An 18,418-nucleotide genomic window follows, 5' to 3' on the forward strand; every position below is an offset into this window, starting at 1 on the left:
AATTTAAAAAAACAATGCGAGTGAGAATGAATTTTAGTTAAAAATGCTGACAAGCATGCAAAAAACCGAAATTATGAAAATCAAAATTACTACACGATTATTTCATTTCACGAAAACGCTTATCTGTTTTCTATTATTATTTGCAAGTTCCGTTTATGCACAAGATCCGCCTCAGTACGGCACTCCATTCGCTGGTGTTCCCGATACCCGAGATGTAAACATGTATCAGGTACATATTCGCCCGTTTAGTGCCAACGGAGATTTAGCCGGAGTAACCGCCCGATTAGACAATATAAAAGCACTCGGTACCAACGTTATTTATTTAATGCCCATTTACCCTCACGGTACCGATTCCCGAAGTTCTGCTTCACCCTATTGTATTAAAGATTTTAAAGCTGTTGGATCAGAATATGGATCTCTTTCAGATTTAAGAACTTTAGTTGATGGTGCACACAGCCGCGGAATGGCCGTTATTTTGGACATCGCCATCAACGGAACATCTTGGGATAATGTCTGGACAGTTTCGCATCCGGAATATTATAAGCGAACCGGAACAACCATTCAGCAATTAGGAAACTTCTCTGATATTGCAGCACTTGATCTTAATAGTTCAGCTACACGAGCAGCTATAAAAGATGCAATGCGTTATTGGATTTTTGCCGCAAACGTTGACGGATACCGTTGCGATTATGCTAATAATCCACCTTTAGATTTTTGGTCTGAAGTGAATTCAAACCTTAGAGGAATTTCTTCTCATAATTTATTAATGTTAGCCGAAGGAGACCGACAAGAAAATTTTCAGGTTGGTTTCGATATGAATTATGGTGACAGATGGTTTCACAGTGGTTTATATGATATTGCGGGAGGCGGACCAGTTTCTCAAAGAATCCAAGATCAGACTACTTATGAATATGCAAAAGCAACAGGAAATCAGCAAATCGTTAGATATACCGGGAACCATGATACTTATACAAATGATGATGGGGTGAGAAGACCTTTCGTCGTATTCAAAAACCATAACGGAATCGTTGCTAATTTCTTAGTTTCAGCTTATATGAAAGGTGTTCCTTTTTTAATGAGCGGACAAGAAATCGACTACGAGCCAAAAACAGACTGGCCTTGGACAAACTTCAAATTCAATTGGTCACAAAATCCAACTGCAGCAGCAGATTTCGCCAAAATCTTAAATTTTAGAACTTCAAGCGCAGCAATCAGACGTGGTGATTTAACGACTTATGCAAATGACGACATTTGTATTTTCACCAAAACATTAGGTACTGAAAAAGTTATTGTAATGTCGAATTTGAGAAATGCTTCTAAGTCGTACGTAATTCCGGCAGCTTTAGCAGGAACTTATGTAAATCCGTACAATAATAATGCTTCTGTTACTTTAACAACAGGCGCTACAAGAACATTTGCAGCTTACGAATATTTGGTTTTAACCAATACAAATGCTCCGGTTGTAGCCGTTACAGGAGTTTCGGTTAGTCCAACCTCAGTAACTGTTGGTTTAGGTTCTACGCAACAACTTAACGCAACAATTACGCCTTTTAATGCTACAAATCAAAATGCAAGCTGGACATCGAGCAATACTGCCGTAGCCACAGTAAACGCATCTGGATTAGTAACTGCTGTCGCTGCAGGAACAACAACAATCACAGTCACAACTGCAGACGGCAATAAAACGGCAACTTCTGCGATAACTGTTGCGGCAATTCCGGTTGCTTCAGTAGCGGTTTCGCCAACAACTGCAAGTTTATATGCTGGCAATACACAACAGCTTACAGCAACAATTTCGCCTGCAAATGCGACTAACAAAAATGTAACCTGGAGTTCAAGCAATACAGCCATTGCAACCGTAAATTCAAGCGGACTTGTAACAGCTGTTGCTGCAGGAACAGCTACAATTACGGCAACGACACAAGACGGAAATAAAACGAATTCGGCAACTATTACAGTAAATCCGAATACTAATTTTACGGTATATTTCTACAAACCATCAAATTGGGGAACTGGAATTAAAATCTATTATTGGAATGCTTTACCAACTGGAGTTTTAGCAACTGTAAACTGGCCGGGAGTAAACATGACCGATGCTGGAAATGGTTGGTACAGCTACACATTTACAAATGTAACCTCAACTAATTTAATTTTTAACGATGGAACCAATCAAACTGCCGATTTAAGCAGAGATAAAAATGGCTGGTTTATGAATAATACTTGGTATGATTCAAATCCTGGAACTGTTGTAGTAGTGACAGGGGTTACTTTATCTCCAACAACAGCAACTTTATTAGTTAGTGCAACGCAACAATTAACTCCAACTGTTAATCCTTCAAATGCAACTAATAAAACGGTAACTTATAGTTCAAGCAATACGGCTGTAGCAACTGTAAATTCATCAGGATTAATAAATGCTGTCGCTGCTGGTTCTGCAACAATTACAGTTACAACTCAGGATGGAGCAAAAACGGCAACTTGTGCCGTAACCGTAAATGCAGCAAATGTTGCAGTTACAAGTGTAACATTAAGTCCAACAACAGCTTCATTAAATGTTGGTGGAACACAACAATTAACTCCAACAGTTAATCCTGCAAACGCAACAAACAAAGCAGTAAACTACAGTTCAAGCAATACAGCTATAGCAACAGTAAACAGCTCTGGACTGATAACTGCTGTTGCCAATGGAACTGCAACAATCACCGTGACAACAGTTGACGGAAGCAAAACAGCTACTTGCTCTGTAACGGTTTCAGCTTCAACTGGTGGAAATTATTACACTATTAAAAACAGATGGACTGGCGCTTATTTATCTGATGCTGGAACAAACACTGGTTATGGAACAACCATTTCTGGAAACAATTACAAATGGCAGAAAATCGCTATTGATGCCACTTATTTTGTGCTTAAAAATGTAGCAACGGGAGAGCTGATGAATATCGAAAGCCAAACCGGAACTGTACAATGCAACATAACTGATACAACTTTCTGGAGTGCACAATGGTCTAGCGATTACATCGACGGAACTTGGGTAAGATTAAGAAACAGATGGCAAACTGGAAACATCATCCATATCGAAAACCAAACGGGTTCTGCTCAATACGGAAATTCTCAAGATGGTTGGTACAGTGCACAATGGCAATTGGAACCTACGACTGTTGGAACAGGAAAATCTGCTTTAACAATTAATGATGCATCAGAAACTGAAAAAGTAATTGGAATTTATCCTAATCCTGCAACTGGAAATGAATTTCATGTTTTAATGCCAGAATTAGAAGCTGGAGATTCTGCAGAAATAGTTGTTTCTGACATGACCGGAAGAACTGTTTTGACCGAAAGACTTTCAACTTCAGGACAAATTAATCATAATTTATCATCAGGAGTTTATATTGTAAATATTGCTTCTAAAGATTTTAAAGTGACTAAAAAATTAATTATTAAGTAATTTCAATTCACTTTAAAATAAAATGGCGTATGAGATTTTCATACGCCATTTTTTATTTTGCCACGAATTCACAAATTATTTTAAAACTTGAGTCTAATTAATTTGTGAATCTGTGGATATTTTACTCCTCAAACAATTCCATCAACTCCAAAGCACGTTTTATTGACTTCACATTTTCAAAAGTCAACAGCAAACGTAATCCATTTACGGTTTGTTTTTCTTTCATTTTGCAAAGTGAATTTTGTTTTTGAACAAAATTCAAGACATTTCTAAACTTCACCGATTGATAATAATCTGATTGTTGGTCTGAAACAAAATAACCAATCATTTTACCTTGTTTCAAGACTAATTTCTCAATTCCAACTTTCGTTGCAATCCATTTTATTCGGATGCTGTTTAATAACGAAACTGCTTGTTTTGGCAACGGTCCGAAACGATCGATAAGTTTCTTTTCAAATTCCTGTAAACCGGCTTCGTCTTTTATCGCGCCTAATTCATTGTATAAAACCAAACGTTCCGAAACATTATTGATATATTCATCTGGGAATAAAAGCTCGAAATCAGCATCGATCTGAATGTCTTTTACATATTCTTTGGTATCAATATCATTTTCTTCCGGATACAAATCTTTGAATTCGTTTTCCTTCAATTCTTCAATCGCTTCGTTCATGATTTTTTGGTACGTATCAAAACCAATTTCATTAATGAAACCGCTTTGTTCTCCTCCTAATAAATCTCCCGCACCACGAATTTCAAGATCTTTCATCGCAATATTGAAACCGCTTCCCAATTCGCTGAATTGTTCCAATGCCTGAATACGTTTTCTGGCATCTTCAGTCATAGAAGAATACGGCGGACAGATGAAATAACAGAATGCTTTTTTGTTGCTTCGCCCTACTCGACCACGCATTTGATGCAAATCTGATAATCCGAAATTATTGGCGTTGTTGATGAAAATCGTGTTGGCATTTGGAACGTCTAAACCACTTTCGATAATTGTGGTTGCCACCAAAACATCAAAATCTCCGTTCATGAAACCTAACATCAATTCCTCAAGTTTGGCGCCGTCCATTTGTCCGTGACCAATTCCGACTCTTGCATTTGGAACCAAACGCTGAATCATTCCGGCCACTTCTTTTATATTTTCAATTCGGTTATTGATGAAGAAAACCTGTCCGTTTCGCTGAATTTCATATGAAATTGCATCACGAATTATTTCTTCATTAAAACCAACAACATTCGTTTCAATCGGATAACGATTTGGTGGAGGAGTTGTAATTACAGATAAATCTCGCGCCGCCATTAACGAAAACTGAAGCGTTCTCGGAATTGGCGTTGCTGTTAAAGTCAGCGTATCAACATTTGCAGCAATCGTTTTTAATTTATCTTTTACGTTCACTCCAAACTTTTGTTCCTCATCAACAATCAATAAACCTAAGTCTTTAAAAACTACATTTTTGTTTACCAACTGATGTGTTCCAATTACGATATCAAGTTTTCCTTCGGCTAAATCTTTTAAAGTTTGTGTTTTTTGTTTTGCGGTTCTGAATCGGTTTAAATAACCAATTGTAACCGGCATATCTTTCAAACGCTCCGAAAAAGTTCTGTAATGCTGATACGCCAAAATAGTCGTCGGAACTAAAACGGCAACTTGTTTGCTATTATCAACCGCTTTAAAAGCCGCTCGAATGGCAACTTCCGTTTTTCCAAAACCAACGTCACCACAAACTAAACGATCCATTGGGCGATCGCTTTCCATATCAGCTTTTACTTCTGCTGTTGATTTAGTTTGATCTGGTGTATCTTCATAGATAAACGAACTTTCTAATTCGTTTTGAAGGTAACTATCCGGCGCAAATTGGAAACCTTTTTCTAAACGGCGTTTTGCATACAGCTGAATCAAATTGAACGCAATATGTTTGACGCGCGCTTTGGTTTTCTGTTTTAAAACTTTCCAAGCGTTCGATCCTAATTTATAGATTTTCGGAGGCGTTCCGTCTTTTCCGTTGTATTTCGAAATTTTATGAAGCGAGTGAATGCTCACATACACAATATCATTATCGGCATAAACCAATTTAATGGCTTCCTGCGTTTTGCCTTCCACCTGAATTTTCTGCAATCCACCAAATTTCCCAATTCCATGATCGATATGCGTTACATAATCGCCTACAGAAAGTGCAGTTAATTCTTTTAAAGTGATATTCTGCTTTTTCGAATATCCGTTTTTAATATTGAATTTATGATAACGCTCAAAAATCTGATGATCGGTATACGCCGTAATCTGATTTTCTTCATCAATAAAGCCTTGGTATAAAGGCAATACAATCGTATGATATTGTTTTCGGATATTCTCGGAATTGGCTTCATCTAAAGATTCGAAAATATCATGAAAACGTTTTGCCTGAGTGTCATTCGAACAAAACAAATAATTGACATATCCGTTAAAATGATTTTCGCTCAGATTATTCAACAATAAATCAAATTGTTTATTGAAAGATGGTTGAGGCTGAATGTGAAATTCAAATTTCTTAGTTGTTTTATAAACTGGTCTTGAAGCCAATTCTACAACTGAAAAATCCAAAGATCTTTTTATAAATGAAGCCTGGTTTAAAAACAATTGCTCTGGCGTTGCATGTTTTATTTCTTTCGACAATTTCTCAAAAGCTTCTTCTGCTCTTGCGAATTGTTTGTCTAATTGACTAAAAAGCCCTTCGGTATTTTGAATAAAAAGAACGGTTCTTTCAGCAATATAATCTAAAAAGCTTTCGCGATTTTCCTGAAAAAGCTTGTTTTCGACATTCGGAATAATCGTGATTTTTTTATGTGTCTGAACTGATAATTGTGTTTCAACATCAAAAGTTCGGATGCTGTCTACTTCGTTTCCGAAAAACTCAATTCTGTAAGGATGATCATTTGAAAACGAGAAAACATCGACAATTCCACCACGAACCGAAAATTCGCCAGGTTCTGTAATAAAATCGACTCTTTTGAATTCATATTCGAACAAAACTTCGTTGATAAAATCGATCGAAATTTTATCGTTTAAAGCTACTTTTAAAGTGTTTTTGTCGAGCTCTCTTCGCGTTACTACTTTTTCAAAAAGTGCTTCGGGATACGTTACAATTACAGCAGGTTTTTTTCGCGAATTGATTCGGTTTAAAACCTCAGCGCGCAACAAAACGTTGGCATTGTCAGTTTCATCAATTTGGTAGGGACGACGAAATGAAGCTGGATAAAACAAAACATCCTGCTCGCCGATCATTTGTTCCAAATCGTTCAAATAATACGCTGCTTCTTCTTTATTGTCTAAAACAACCAAAAAAGGCAATTCGGTTTTCTTAAAAACTGAACGAATTATAAACGAAACCGAAGATCCAAGCAATCCGCTAAGATTCATTTTTATCTGATTTCCTTCTAGCAAACTTGCAGCAATCTGCTCTGCTTTCGGCAAATTATCGTAGGTAGTATATAAGGCGTTTTTACTCAATTTATTGATAAATTTGGATCTACTTTAGCATTCGGAATTGCTCTTGTTGTATCTAACATTCTTAGGAAATCTTCTTCTCCCTGCTCTTTCGGAATTTTGGCTTTCTCAACAATTTTATCCATTTGTCTTTCCAATGAAATAATTTCTTTGTTGATTTCACCAATTAAAAAAGTCACTTTATCATCTGGAACTGTGCTCAGATTGATAAACAATTCCATCATTTTGACTTTGGTAATCAAAATTGAAATTCGGCTTTTGATTGCAGGCTGATTAAGTTCGGCTGGAATATTATTGTTTAAAGCCAATGCTTTTTTTGAAATCGCTTTTGACTTTTTTTGAAATGCTCCGATTGTTCTTCGTGGTTTTTCTCCAATTTCTTTTAAAAATTCGCGCCATTCATTCCATGTGCTCGCATTTTTCTCTGCAGCTTCATTAATTGGCTCATCAATAAAAGTCCACGCTTTATTTATATTATTGAAGATTTTCTCATTCTTTTTGGCTACTTTTTGTTGTTCTGCAAGTCGTTTTGCATTTTCATCCTGACAGGATTGCAACACAAAAACCAAAAGTAAAAAAAGAGATATTTTAAATTTCATCTGATAAAACATTAAGCCACAAAGTTACAAAGTAAATTTACAATTACGAAGGCTGTTTTTTGCCAAAGATTCTATAATTCTATTAACTCTGAGAATCACAAATTAAGATACTTTTTTTAACGCTTATCATCAATAAAAATGATTTTTAGGAACAATTTTTCAAAGGCACATGAGCACACTCTTATAGACACAAAGACACACCCTTGAAAAAGAGAATTATCCAACAAAAAAACTTTTTCGTTATTGAATTTATAATTTATGATTCTAAAAAACATACGTAATTGCGAAAACGTTATATTTGTATCTCTAAAAAACTACAAAATGAATCCAAAAATTTTGATCATTGGTGCTTGCGGTCAAATTGGGACAGAATTAACCCAGAAATTGCGTAAGTTATACGGAACAGAAAATGTAATTGCTTCTGATATTCGAAAATTAAATACTGACGTTGTTAATTCGGGACCTTTTGAAGTCGTCAATGCTTTAGATTTTAACCAAATCGAACATTTGGTTGAAGTGCATCAAATTACAGATATTTATTTGATGGCTGCGCTTTTATCGGCAACGGCAGAAAAAAATCCAGCTTTTGCATGGGATTTGAATATGAATTCTCTTTTTCATGTTTTGAATTTAGCGAAAGCAAAAAAAATTAAAAAGATTTTCTGGCCTTCAAGTATCGCTGTTTTTGGCCCAACAACTCCAAAAGAAAATACACCTCAATATACGGTAATGGAACCTTCAACTGTTTACGGAATTAGTAAACAAGCTGGAGAAAGATGGTGCGAATACTATCATAATATTTATGGTGTTGATGTTCGCAGTATTCGTTATCCTGGCTTGATCAGCTGGTCTACGCCTCCGGGTGGTGGAACTACAGATTATGCTGTTGATATTTTTTATAAAGCAATTGCTGATAAAAAATACGAATGCTTTTTATCATCTGAAACCAAAATGCCTATGATGTATATGGATGATGCAATCGATGCAACAATTAATATTATGAAAGCTCCGGTTGAAGAAATCAAAATTCATTCGTCATACAATTTAGCGGCAATGAGTTTTACACCAACTGAAATTGCAGCCGAAATCAAAAAACATATTCCGGAATTTGAAATTACTTATAATCCAGATTTCCGTCAGAAAATTGCAGATAGTTGGCCAGCAAGTATCGATGACAGTTCTGCCAGAGAAGACTGGAACTGGAAACATACTTTTGATTTGGAAACAATGACAAAAGATATGATTGAGCATTTGAGTTAAGCTTCAATTATTCTAAAATAAAAAAGTCCCGTTTATTAATTTAAACGGGACTTTCTTTTTATTCACTTTTGAAAATTATTTCACTTCAAAAACATTATTTGCAGCTTTAATATCAGCCATTAATCCGCTTGGATCGATAGTGATTTTTTTGATTGCCGTTTTGTTTTTGTCAATTGAAAAACTATAGTTTGACTGCGCCCAAGCCCAATCTTCTAGAACTGTTCTTTTCTCGTTTGGATTTGGATTCGGTTTAATGAAATTCATCATTCTTAAAGGAATGTAGAACGTTTCAGAAGTTCCGTCAGTATAATCTACTTTCAAATCGATTGGCATTGGCATTCTTCCAATTCTTTCTAAAGTAACAGTTGTTTTTCCTGCATTATCAGCAACATCTTTAATTCCGTAATCAATTGTGTTTGCTGTTTGTGCCCAATCTACTAAATACCAATCTAATTCAGCACCAGAAACTCTTTCTGCCGTTCTTTTGATATCGTTTGGCGTTGGATGTTTGAATTTGAAATCATTGAAATATCTTTTTAAAGTTGCATCAACATTTTCTTTTCCAATTACATATTCTAGTTGAGAAAGGAAAATACTTCCTTTTACATAAGATGAAATACTGTATGGTTTATTTTCATCATAACGATCTCCATGTGTAGTTTGTGGTTGCTCTTTTCCAGAATTTACTAAACTGTAATAAGCCGTATAATTTCCTTTAAACGGATTTACTTCTTTTTTGTCTCCTTTTAATTCGTTCAAAGCACTGTCTTCGATGTAAGTTGTAAAACCTTCGTCCATCCAAGGATGTTTTGATTCGTTTGAAGCCAAAATGTGCTGGAACCAAGAGTGTCCTAATTCGTGCGTTGCAGTTCCAAGAATTCCTTCTAAAGTTCCGCTACCAAGCATTAAAGTACACATTGCATATTCCATTCCGCCGTCGCCACCTTGAATAAATGAATATTGTTTGTACGGATATTGTCCAACTCTGTGGTTGTAATAATCCATAACTTTTACCATTAAAGGCTCTAACTGTTTCCAGTTTCCAGTAGTTTTTTCATCATTTTTGTAGAAGAAATGCAAATCAACATCGTTTGGTCCTTTTACAATATCGTGCGTGTATGCTTTATCAGCTGCCCATGTAAAATCGTGAACATTTGGTGCGATAAAATGCCAAGTCAACGTTTTTGCTTTTTTCGGATAAACAACTGTTACACCAGCATCTTCATAACCGTGTCCAATTGAATTTTTATCTTGTAAATATCCTGAACCTCCGATTGTGTAGTCTTTATCGATTGTGATTTTTACATCAAAATCTCCCCAAACACCGTGAAATTCTCTTGCTACATAAGGATCTGCATGCCATCCTTCAAAATCGAATTCAGCTAATTTTGGATACCATTGTGACATTGAAAGTTCAACACCTTCTTTATTATTTCGTCCTGAACGACGAATTTGAACAGGGACCTGACCGTCAAAATCTAATGTGAAAGTAGTTTTTGAACCTGGCAAAATTGGTTTAGCCAAAGTTACTTCCAAAATCGTTGAAGACAATCTTGTTTGAGCTGCAACACCATCTTGCTTAAAATTGCTAACTTTTAAGAAACCAATTTCATTCGGTTTTAAAGTTTCAATTCGGCTTTGTTTGATTTCTTTTCCTTCAGCATCTTTTACTTTATTCACCATTCTTGCGTCTGGATCTTTTATAGAATGCAGACGAGTGTCCATTTCGCTTCCTGGCTGAAATGCATTTGGATACAAATGATAGAAAACTTTTCGTAGAGTATCAGGAGAATTATTAGTATAAACTAATTCTTGTTTTCCTTTGTATTGATAGCTTTTTACATCCATCGATACTTCCATTTTGTAATCTACGTGTTGTTGCCAGTAAGGAGCACTTTGCGCAAAAGCTGAATTTAAACCCAAACTCAGAAAGGATAATAGTATTATTTTTCGCATGGTTATTTCAATAAAAATGGAAGGGCTGCCACCCTTCCACCGGATTAGTATATTTTACTTGATTATTTTTTTGACATTTTTTCAGCCATTAGCAAAGCATTATAAGCATTTACCATTTTTGCTGTTTTTGAAGATTCTGCCGAAGAAACCGCAGCTGGATTTTCACCTGGATTTTCACCTTCACCCAAAACTACCTTTGAAGGAAGCGCTACTCCAGAATCCATTAAAATTTGTTTTACCTGAACCGCTTTAAGATTTGGATAATACGAACGGATCAAAGCCGCAACTCCAGCTACATTTGGAGCCGCCATTGAAGTTCCTTGCAAATATTTATATTTATTATTAGGAACTGTTGCATAAATTTCTTCACCCGGAGCAAAAACATCGACATTTATTTTTCCGAAATTCGAGAATCCTGCCACTACATTTTCACCGTATTGTTTATTAATTGCGCCAATTGTAATAACGTTGTTTGTAAACTCTTTTACGTTGTCTTTAGAATCATTTGGATAATTGATGTTTTTAGTTTCATCAATATTATAACCGTCATTACCTGCTGCGTGCACAATTAAAACATCTTTTTTTGCTGCATAGCTTAATGCATCGTAAACCCAGTCTTTGTGCGGAGAATAGCTTTTTCCAAAACTTCCGTTGATTACTTTTGCTCCGTTATCAACTGCATAACGAATTGCCAATGCAATATCTTTATCGTATTCATCTCCATCAGGAACTGCTCTTACAGTTAAGATTTCAACATTATTTGCTACACCGTCTCCGCCTAAATTATTCCCGCGAACTTGTGCAATAATTCCGGCAACGTGAGTTCCGTGAAGTGCTTTTTCTTTATCTGGGCCAAAAACAACATTATTTCCGTAATGATTGTTTTTAATATCATCTGGGTTATCGCCTACAACTTTTCTTCCGTCGTATTCTTTGTTTAAATTATAATCCAATTCATCATAAACTTGCTCTCTATATTCTTCAAAATCAACCTCTGGATCAAAAGTTGGGCCTGCATTTGAAAAAATCTGAGTCATAACCATTTTAGATCGCGCTACTTTTGGATCTGTAGAAGTTAAAGTGCTTAAATCCTCAATTTTATATGTTTTTTTATTAAGCTCTTTTTGAATGGTTTTATGAACCTCCAATAAGAAATCTACTTGTTGCTTATTCTTTAAAGCTTCTTCATATTTCTCATTATATTGAGCCAAAGCCGCTTTATATTGTGCAGAACCATCATCACCTTTTTTGACAATACGCGTCAGTTCAAGATTTTCGTGAACAGCATTTCCTAGGAAATTCCAACCGTGAACATCATCGATAAATCCGTTTTTATCATCGTCGATTCCATTTCCTGGAATTTCTTTTGGATTTGTCCAGATCATTCCTTTCAAATCTTCGTGCTCGATATCGATACCAGAATCTACAATCCCTACAATCACTTTTTGACCTGTTCTACCTTGCAATAACTCGGCATAAGCTCTGTCAACACTCATTCCCGGAATAGAATCTTTTACCAAATCAAGATGACTCCATCTTTTCAGTTCATTTTCAGTAACCGGTGCTTTTTTAACAACAGCCAAAGGTGCTTTTATAAACTCTTTAGAAGCAGAAGATTGTGCTTGCAAAGTTGTTCCGCAACCTGCCAAAACCATTAAAGCAAAAGCAGATAATTTAAGTGGTATTATGTGACTCATGTAATCTTAATTTAATGTCAAAGTTAAAAGTTGGGCCTAAATTAGGACTTTTTGTTACAAAAAACTAACGATTAACACTGTCTTATGATTATTTAAATTTACTTTAAGGAAACAGAAAGCTAACAAAAGGCTCTTTAAATCAAATACTTAAAAATATTCTTATAAAAATCTAAGACTTTTATTCTTTAATTTTTTTTAAAATTTGAGCAAACAGTATCGTTACGGTTTTCCGTAAGGAATCTCCGCTAGAATTAGTTATTATTGCGCGACCTTATGTCTAAATCTATTCTATGAAAACAAAACTACTTTTGTTGCTTTTATTGGCTAACTTTTCTATTTATGCACAGTATACTGCAATTCCTGATGTTAATTTCGAAAACAAACTGATAAGTCTTGGAATCGATTCCGGTACTCCAGATGGTCAGATTCTGACGTCTAAAGTGTCTTCTTTGACATCTCTGAATGTCGGAAACAGTTCGATTACTGATCTTACAGGAATTGAAGATTTTATTGCCTTAGATTATTTGTATTGTGCCAACAATCGACTAACTCAATTAAATGTATCTAAAAGCCCTAAATTAACCGTTTTAGACTGCAGCAATAATTTGCTAACAACATTGAATCTGTCTAATAATCCATTTTTAATTACTCTTCAATGTCAAAATAATAAATTAGTAGCGCTTGATCTTTCTAATAATACAGCACTTAAGTCTATCGATTGTAACCACAATCAGCTTACAGGTATAGATGTTTCTAAACAGTTACTGCTGGACGGCCTGAATTGTTCTTATAATAGTCTTAAAAGTCTAGATGTATCCTCTAATGTAAAGCTAGATCGTTTATGGGCTAGTAACAATTTGATAAAAAGTCTGGATCTAAGTAAAAACAATAAACTTAGTGTGATGACTGCGAACACAAATTTGTTAACCTATCTGAATATAAAAAACGGGGCAAACTATTTATTTAATCCGAATGCTTCCTATGCAACCTTTTATGGCAACTATATGGAATGCATCCTGGTAGATAATGTAGAAGATGCTAATAGAATGTGGTCTCAGGTAAAAGATCCGGAGGCGAGTTTTAGCACAGACTGTAATGCATTTACTTTAATTCCAGACGTTAATTTTGAGAAAAAACTATATGCACTTGGAATTGACAGAGATGGTATCAATGGAAAAGTGCTGACTTCAAATATTTCCTCATTGACTACCCTAGATATATATAGTAGTTCAATTGCTGATTTGACAGGAATTCAGGATTTTATTTCTTTAAAGAGTTTAGATTGTTCTGATAATCAGCTTACTTCTTTAAATCTTTCAAAGAATACAAAATTAACTAATTTGAGAGCTGGTCAGAATAAAATAACCTCTCTTGATATATCCAATAATTTAGATTTAACAGATTTGTATTTTTCATACAATGAATTGACAACTTTTGATATCTCTAAAAATTTAGCACTAACTACTTTATGGCTTTACAACAATAAATTGACGAATTTGAATGTATCAAGTAATTTAGCATTAAAAAACTTGTATTTAAATGGAAATCAAATAACAACAATTGATGTATCTAAAAATATAGCCTTAAATTCTTTATGGATTTCTACCAATAAATTCACAAATTTAAATTTGTCTGCTAATGTAAATTTAACTTCATTGGCTTGCGATCGCAATGAGTTAACTAGTTTAGATCTTACCAAAAATAATGCATTAAAGACTTTAAATTGTATTTACAATAAACTGACATGCATTCTGGTTACCGATGTAGATTATGCTACCAAAAACTGGAGTATTACAAAAGACAACACAGCAAGTCTTACAACAGATTGTAATGCTGTTACATTGATTCCTGACATTAATTTCGAAAATAAATTAATTAGTTTGGGAATCGATTCGGGAGCTCCGGACGGAAAAGTTTTAACCACAAGTATTTCTTCTTTAACCAGCTTAAGCATTACCAGTTCTTCCATCACTGACTTAACAGGAATTGAAGAATTTAGAGATTTATCAGTACTAAACGCAAGTAAGAATCAATTAACAACAGTGAATCTTTCTTCGAATAAAAAGTTGACTTCGATAAACTTACGCGAAAACAAACTGCAGAATCTAAATCTTCAGACAAACGTCTTATTAACTGGTATAAACGTGGGTAAAAATGAATTAACTACCTTAGATGTCAGTCAAAATATTAATTTAACTGATCTATATGTTGATTATAATCAATTAACTTCATTAGATCTATCTAAAAATCTTAAGGTAATTAATTTAGCGGTTTACAATAACCTGTTAACTTCTTTAGATTTATCTAAACAGACTGCACTGGCTTCACTTCAATGCGCTTCTAATAAATTAACAAGTTTAGACATAAAAAACTCCCCAAGCATAAATATTTTAAGTTGTCAGGATAACTTATTGACTTCATTAGATGTTTCAAATAATATTAATTTATCAGATTTTTATTGTTTCAGAAACAATTTAACAAGCCTTGATGTTACAAAGAATATCAATTTAGGGTCAATGGATTGTTCTTTTAACAAAATCGCTACTCTTGATATTTCTAAAAATACAAAATTGTATACCTTTTATGCTGATACAAATAAATTGGCAGCATTAGATGTTTCCAAAAACACATCGCTTGTAAACTTAAGTGTTGCTGATAATTCTTTGACAAGTATTGATGTTTCAAAAAATACCGAATTGAGTATTTTCTATTGTTATTCTAATTTGTTAACAAGCGTTGATATTTCTAAAAACACAAAAATAACTCGTTTACAGGTCGATCTAAATAAATTAATTTCATTGAATCTAAAAAACGGAAACAATACTATTTTAGATCGTAAGTATACAAATTTCAACAAGAACCCAAATTTAACTTGTATTCTTGTTGATGACATGACTTATTCAAACACAAATTGGTCAAACTTAAAAGATGCAACAGCAAAATATAGCCTTGATTGCACTCCTGAATTTGTTAAAATTCCAGATTCAAATTTTGAAAAGAAACTAATTGATTTAGGAATTGATACAGGAAATCCTGATGGCCAAGTTTTAAAATCAAAAATTTCAACTTTAACATTTCTTAATGTTGAAAAAAGTGATATTACAGATTTGACAGGAATTGAAGATTTTACAGAATTACAATACCTTATATTCAGCTCTAATAAAGTAAGCTCTGTTGATTTGAGCAAAAATCTCATGCTTGAAACTTTGTGGCTTGATGATAATAATATAACAACTCTGGATATTTCTAAGAATATTAAACTTCGCATGCTTATCAGCCAAAAAAATCAAATAAGTTCAATTGATTTATCTCAAAACATAAGTCTTTCAGATTTGGGGATTAGCAATAACAAACTCACAGAATTAAATCTTACTAATAATAAGCAACTAAAATATTTAAACGCTTCTGCAAATCAATTAACAAACCTGGATTTATCTCAAAACAATAAATTAGAAGTTGTATACATAAATGATAATCAACTCGAAAGTGTTAATTTAAAAAATGGAAATAACACTTTAATTCCCGGCCAAAGATCAAGTTTAGATTTAACTAATAATTTAAACCTAAAATGTATACTTGTAGACGATATTAAGTATGCTGACAACAATTGGTCAAGTTCAAAAGATGCTACAGCCTCATTTTCGACAGACTGTTTACCTACATACACCTTAATTCCTGATGTTAATTTTGAACAAAAATTAATTTCTCTTGGCTTAGATTCAGGCGCAACAGATGGAAAAGTTTTAACATCGAATATTTCTACTGTAAAAGATATGAATCTTTACTTTAGCAATATTTCTGATCTTACAGGAATCGAGAATTTTAAGGCTTTAGATTCATTAAATGTAATGTCAAATAAATTGACACGTTTAGATGTTTCAAAAAATTTGGCATTAAAATATCTTGTTGCCAATTATAATAATTTAACAACTATCGATCTTTCCAAAAATGTCGCTCTTGAATACGTAATCATATCGAATAATAGCTTAAAAGCCATAGATGTTTCAAAGAATCTTAATTTGCAATATTTTACTTGTTCATCAAATCAAATAACAGATATTGATGTTTCAAAAAATAAATCATTAATCTTGTTTAACTGTGAAGCAAACCAAATAACAAAAATAGATGTTTCTAAAAACACATCTCTTACTAATTTTCGTTGTTCAGATAATCCGTTGTTGACCAATGTAAATTTAAAAAATGGAAACAATGGCTCAATACAATTGGAACCTTATGTCATTAACTTCACAAAAACCCCTTTACTAACGTGTATTGTGGTTGACAATGCCATTTATTCTAATGAAAAATGGTCTGGTTTCAAGGATGCTACAGCATCATACTCAACTGTAGACTGCGCTGCCGTAACTGCAATACCAGATCCAGCTTTTGAAGACAAATTAATTGCTTTAAAAATAGACAACGATGGTAAAAACGGAACTGTTTTAAATAGTAGTATTTCAAGTGTAACTTCTTTAAATGTCTTGGCTAGCAACATCAAAGACTTAACAGGAATTAAAGGTTTCACAAGTTTACAAACTCTTAATTGCAGCGCAAACCAATTATCAGCGCTGGATATTTCGCAAAACAAAAGTTTGACTTCTCTTGATTGTAGTAGCAATAAATTAGTTTCTCTTAACCTTAAAAATGGGAACAATAAAAACTTTACGAACAATTCTAACTTTACTAAAAATTTAGATTTAAGTTGTATCCAAGTTGATGATCAAACTTATTCAAACCAAAACTGGACAAGTTTCAAAGACAATACGGCAAATTACAACGTAGATTGTACATCTTACACAACACTTGTTGACACTAATTTTGAACAAAAATTAATTGATTTAGGAATTGACAAAGATGGTCTTAACGGAAAAATTGCCACAGCCGATATTAGCAAGATTACATCTTTGGATTTATCAAATTCTAATATTACCGATTTATCTGGTCTGGAATATTTTACAGCCTTGACTTATTTAGATTGCGATAATAACAATTTGACTTCAATTGATGTCAGCAAAAATACGTTGCTAACAAAACTTTCGCTGAACAATAATAAATTGACGAGTTTAGATATTTCTGCAAATACTGAATTGTTCAATCTTGCATTCAGTAACAATCAAATTTCATCAATTGATTTATCTCAGAATAAAAAAGTTCATTACGTAATTGCTGATCAAAATTTATTGACAAGCATTGATTTTTCTGCAAATCCTGAATTAGAAATAATTTATTGCGGTCAAAATAATCTGACATCATTAAACGTATCAAACTTGCCAAATTTAAAAGATTTGAATTGTATTTATACCAATATTTCACAACTTGATGTTACATCAAATCCTAAACTGGAAAATCTATATTTCAATAACGCTAAATTGACAACATTGGATTTAAGTGGAAATCCATTATTGAAAAGATTGAACGTGAGCAATAATCAGTTAACAACTTTAGATATTTCTCATAATCCTCTACTAGAGCTTATTTTTGTTGAGTTTAATCCTTTAGTATCGCTGAACGTTAAAAACGGAAATAATAAAAACTTTGTTTTACCAACTAAAACAGGCAAAAAAACAGCAACTCCTATCTATACAAGTTTCCTAAACAATTTAAAACTTAGCTGTATTCAGGTAGATGATGTTGAATTTTCAAACGCTAATTGGGCTGGAATCAAAGATCAAACGGCAACTTATTCTTCAACATGTAAATCTTTAGGCCTTGAAGATTCAGTTTTTGACAAAGCTGCAATTTATCCAAACCCAACTAAAGGCGAAGTTAACATTCTAAATGTTGCTGTAGAAAAAGTAACGGTTTATAATTCAGCCGGTCAATTAGTAAGATCGTTTACTTTAAATGTGTCAGATCTTAATAATCAAATCGATTTATCTGGATTGCCAAAAGGTATTTACTATTTATACTTGATTAATCAAGATGCTGCTTCGGCAAAGAAAATTGTAGTTGAATAATAAATTCAAAACAATAATTA

Annotated in this window: 7 protein-coding genes; 3 read left to right on the top strand and 4 right to left on the bottom strand. The window is 33.6% G+C overall.

What is annotated here, in order from left to right; all coding sequences use genetic code 11:
• Positions 1–73 precede the first annotated feature (73 nt).
• Entirely contained in the window at positions 74–3,445 is a 3,372-nt protein-coding gene (locus ACNFIH_RS11755) for an Ig-like domain-containing protein (protein WP_426483292.1), read from the top strand.
• A gap of 121 nt (positions 3,446–3,566) precedes the next feature.
• On the opposite strand, the gene mfd is transcribed toward ACNFIH_RS11755, so the two are convergent.
• Both mfd and ACNFIH_RS11765 read right to left on the bottom strand, forming a co-directional pair.
• Entirely contained in the window at positions 3,567–6,932 is a 3,366-nt protein-coding gene (gene mfd / locus ACNFIH_RS11760; protein WP_426483293.1) for a transcription-repair coupling factor, read from the bottom strand.
• Positions 6,929–7,528 (bottom strand): hypothetical protein, encoded by a 600-nt coding sequence (locus tag ACNFIH_RS11765; RefSeq protein WP_426483294.1) that lies wholly within the window; start codon positions 7,526–7,528, stop codon positions 6,929–6,931. Before ACNFIH_RS11765 ends, mfd begins: the two co-directional genes overlap by 4 nt.
• A gap of 321 nt (positions 7,529–7,849) precedes the next feature.
• Here ACNFIH_RS11765 and ACNFIH_RS11770 point away from each other — a divergent pair, with 321 nt between their 5' ends.
• Entirely contained in the window at positions 7,850–8,788 is a 939-nt protein-coding gene (locus ACNFIH_RS11770; RefSeq protein WP_426483295.1) for an L-threonine 3-dehydrogenase, read from the top strand.
• A gap of 75 nt (positions 8,789–8,863) precedes the next feature.
• On the opposite strand, the gene ACNFIH_RS11775 is transcribed toward ACNFIH_RS11770, so the two are convergent.
• Positions 8,864–10,744 carry a M1 family metallopeptidase gene (locus ACNFIH_RS11775; RefSeq protein WP_426483296.1) on the bottom strand — a complete coding sequence of 627 codons (1,881 nt, stop codon included), beginning with the start codon at positions 10,742–10,744 and terminating at the stop codon, positions 8,864–8,866.
• Between the two features lie 62 nt (positions 10,745–10,806).
• A complete protein-coding gene (locus ACNFIH_RS11780) occupies positions 10,807–12,441 on the bottom strand; it encodes a S8 family peptidase (protein WP_426483297.1) in 1,635 nt (544 codons plus the stop codon).
• 290 nt (positions 12,442–12,731) lie between these two features.
• Here ACNFIH_RS11780 and ACNFIH_RS11785 point away from each other — a divergent pair, with 290 nt between their 5' ends.
• Positions 12,732–18,398, top strand: a complete 5,667-nt coding sequence (locus tag ACNFIH_RS11785; RefSeq protein WP_426483298.1) for a leucine-rich repeat domain-containing protein — start codon at positions 12,732–12,734, stop codon at positions 18,396–18,398.
• Positions 18,399–18,418: the final 20 nt, after the last annotated feature.

The organism is Flavobacterium sp. 2, from assembly GCF_049949195.1.
In the GTDB taxonomy this organism is placed as follows: Bacteria; Bacteroidota; Bacteroidia; order Flavobacteriales; family Flavobacteriaceae; genus Flavobacterium.